Source organism: Cellulomonas septica (assembly GCF_012396155.1).
GTDB classification, from domain to species: domain Bacteria; phylum Actinomycetota; class Actinomycetes; order Actinomycetales; family Cellulomonadaceae; genus Cellulomonas; species Cellulomonas septica.
Genome location: NZ_JAAXOY010000535.1, coordinates 1 through 2503 on the forward strand (window position 1 = coordinate 1; position 2503 = coordinate 2503).

Consider the following 2503-nt stretch of genomic DNA (forward strand, 5'->3'; position numbering starts at 1 on the left):
CGAACGTCGCGACGAGCAGCGCGCCGTCGGGGTGCGCGGCGCTCGGCACGGCGAGCAGCGTCTGAGGTCCGGCCAGCGGCAGGTCGAGCACGACCGTCTCCTGACCGGTGCCCGCCGGGGCCAGGAACGTGACGTCCCAGGTCGCCCAGCCGGCGGACGTGCGGCGGTCGGAGCAGGACCGGACGGTCCACGTGCCGTGCGGCCCGGCGGGGACGTCGGCGCCCACGGCGGCACGCCAGTCGGACCAGGTGGCGACAGTCACGGGCGGGCCTCCAGCAGCACGTCGAGCACCGCCCCGGCGGTCGGCGAGGGGGCCTCGGCGTCGTCGACCGGGACGAACCCGAGCCTCGCGTAGAGGGCGGCGGCGCGCACGTTCGTCGCCCGGACGTGCAGCCGCACCGTCGCACCGGCCGCGTGCGCGTCGGCGAGGACGCCGCGGAGCACCGCGGTTCCGGTCCCGCGTCCCTGGTGGTCCGGGTGCACCGCGACGTCGAGGACGTGCACGACGCCGGCCGCGCGTCGCCCCACGACCAGGCGCCCGACGGCGACCCCGTCGACCTCGACGACCAGGTCGTCGGTCGCCGTCGCCGCGAAGGCGGCCTCGCGCGCCGTGTGCTGCCCGCGCAGGAACGTCGACGTCGTCGCGTCGTCCCAGCCGAACGCGGCGACCTCGTCGGCGCGCGTGGCGCCGTACAGGTCGGCGACGAACGCGGCGTCGGCGGGCGTCGTGGGGCGCAGGGTGAGCACGGCCGGTCCTCCGGGGAGGCCCACTAGACGCTCCGGTCGACGACGGCCTCGAGGTCCGTGCCGTCCGGACCGACCGGTCCGACGAACAGGACGAGGTCGCCGTCGTCGTGCGAGAGCGTGCGGATCGCACCGGGCAGGTCCTGCGTCGAGCCGGCGCGGAACGTCAGCGCGAACGCGTCGTCCGTCGGCGCGGAGCCCGCCGGGCCGGTCACCGCGGCGAGCGTGAGGGCGTGCGTCACACCGTCGACGTCGGTGCGGAAGCGGCTGCCGACGAGCGCACGGACCGCCGCGAGCTCGAGCGGGAGGGTGCGGCGCGACAGCGGGACGCCGACCGCGACGGCGACGGCCCCCACCGCGACGGCCCCGGCGCCACCGGCGAGGACGGTGCGGCGCGAGACGGTGCGGCGCGGGAGCACGGCGTCCTCCTGTCGGGCGGGGCGTGCCGGGTGCCGGGACGGCGGGTGCGGCACGGGTCTCAGGGGCGTGCGCGACGGGGTGCGGGGGGTCGCGCGGCGTCGTGAGCCTACGAGGTTTCACCCCCGCCGCCGGACCCTCGCAGCGGGTGAATCCTTCTACGCTGACCCGGTGCCGCACCGCGCTGACCTGCGATTTCACCGATTCGTCGCCATTGCGGCGGTCCTGGCGGGCGGTTTGTCGGGTTCGGTCATGGCCGCCCCTGCCGCCGTCGCCGCGCCGACCCCGCTCGTCGTCACGACGACCGCCGACGCCCCCGTCGACGGGACGTGCTCCGACGCGACGCCGGCCACGCTGTCGCTGCGCGAGGCGCTGTGCCGCGCGCAGTCGCTGACCGACGCCGCGGTGACCCTCCCGGGGGGCATCGTCACCCTCACCGCCGGTGCGCTCGTCTACGCGCCGACGTCGGGCGGTCGGACGCTCACCGTGACGGGTGCGGGCCGGGACGCCACGCGGATCGACGCGCACGGTGCGTCGCGCGTGCTCGACCTCGACCCCCTCGGTGTCGGACGCGTCGACGTCACCCTCGGTGCGCTCACGCTCACGGGCGGGCGGCCGACGCTCGCGGACCCGTGGTGGGGCGGCGGTGCGGTCGTCGCGGGGTCGGCGGTCGCCGGTGCGCCCGACTCCTTGACGCTCAGCTCCTGCCGCATCACGGCCAGCACCAACGTGCCCGCAGGCGTCTCCGACCAGGGCGCGGTCGGCGGCGGCGTGCAGATGACCGGCGGGTCGCTCACCGTCCGCGACTGCCTGCTCGACGGCAGCACCGCGACCGACGCGGCCGGCGGCGCGATCGCCTTCGTCGGGGTCGACACCGACGACGCGGTCGTCGTCGAGCGGTCGTCGTTCGAGCTCAACACCTCGGTGGGCGCACAGGGCGCGGGCGTGACGGGCGGCGGTGCCCTGTTCGTCGCGGGCGACGTCGACGTGACCGTGAGCGGCTCGACGTTCCTGGGCAACCGCGTGACGACCACGTCGGGCGCGTCCGCGCAGGGCTCCGCGGTCCTGGTCGAGTCCGGCACCGCGACCGTCACCGGCTCGACCGTCTACGGCAACGTCGTGACCGCCGCCGCCGGGACGCCGTCGTCGTTCGGCGCGCTCGTTCTCGCGCGCGGGCAGGTCACCGCGTCCCGCCTCGTGGGCAACGGCACCACCGTCGGCAGCACGTCCACGCGCGACGCCGTGCGAGGCGGCGCGGCCGTCCCGGGCAACTGGTGGGGCTGCGTCGACCCGGCCGCCGGGACGGGGTGCGACACGGCGCCCGACGCGGGGACCCTGGCGC

Annotated in this window: 4 protein-coding genes; 1 reads left to right on the top strand and 3 read right to left on the bottom strand. The window is 77.1% G+C overall.

The annotated features are described in order from the left end of the window. The 3 genes from HGA02_RS16185 to HGA02_RS16195 form a co-directional block, all read right to left on the bottom strand. The coding region (locus HGA02_RS16185) for a hypothetical protein (protein ID WP_168680114.1) at positions 1–262 on the bottom strand (262 nt) is incomplete at its 3' end. Continuing rightward, complete coding sequence (locus tag HGA02_RS16190) at positions 259–747, bottom strand: GNAT family N-acetyltransferase (RefSeq protein WP_168680116.1); 489 nt, start codon at positions 745–747, stop codon at positions 259–261. The genes HGA02_RS16190 and HGA02_RS16185, both read right to left, overlap by 4 nt. A gap of 23 nt (positions 748–770) precedes the next feature. After that, positions 771–1163 carry a DUF6916 family protein gene (locus HGA02_RS16195; RefSeq protein ID WP_168680118.1) on the bottom strand — a complete coding sequence of 131 codons (393 nt, stop codon included), beginning with the start codon at positions 1161–1163 and terminating at the stop codon, positions 771–773. 250 nt (positions 1164–1413) lie between these two features. On the opposite strand from HGA02_RS16195, the gene HGA02_RS16200 reads away from it, so the two are divergent. Continuing rightward, a partial coding sequence (locus tag HGA02_RS16200; protein WP_168680120.1) for a hypothetical protein occupies positions 1414–2503 on the top strand: 1090 nt, incomplete at its 3' end.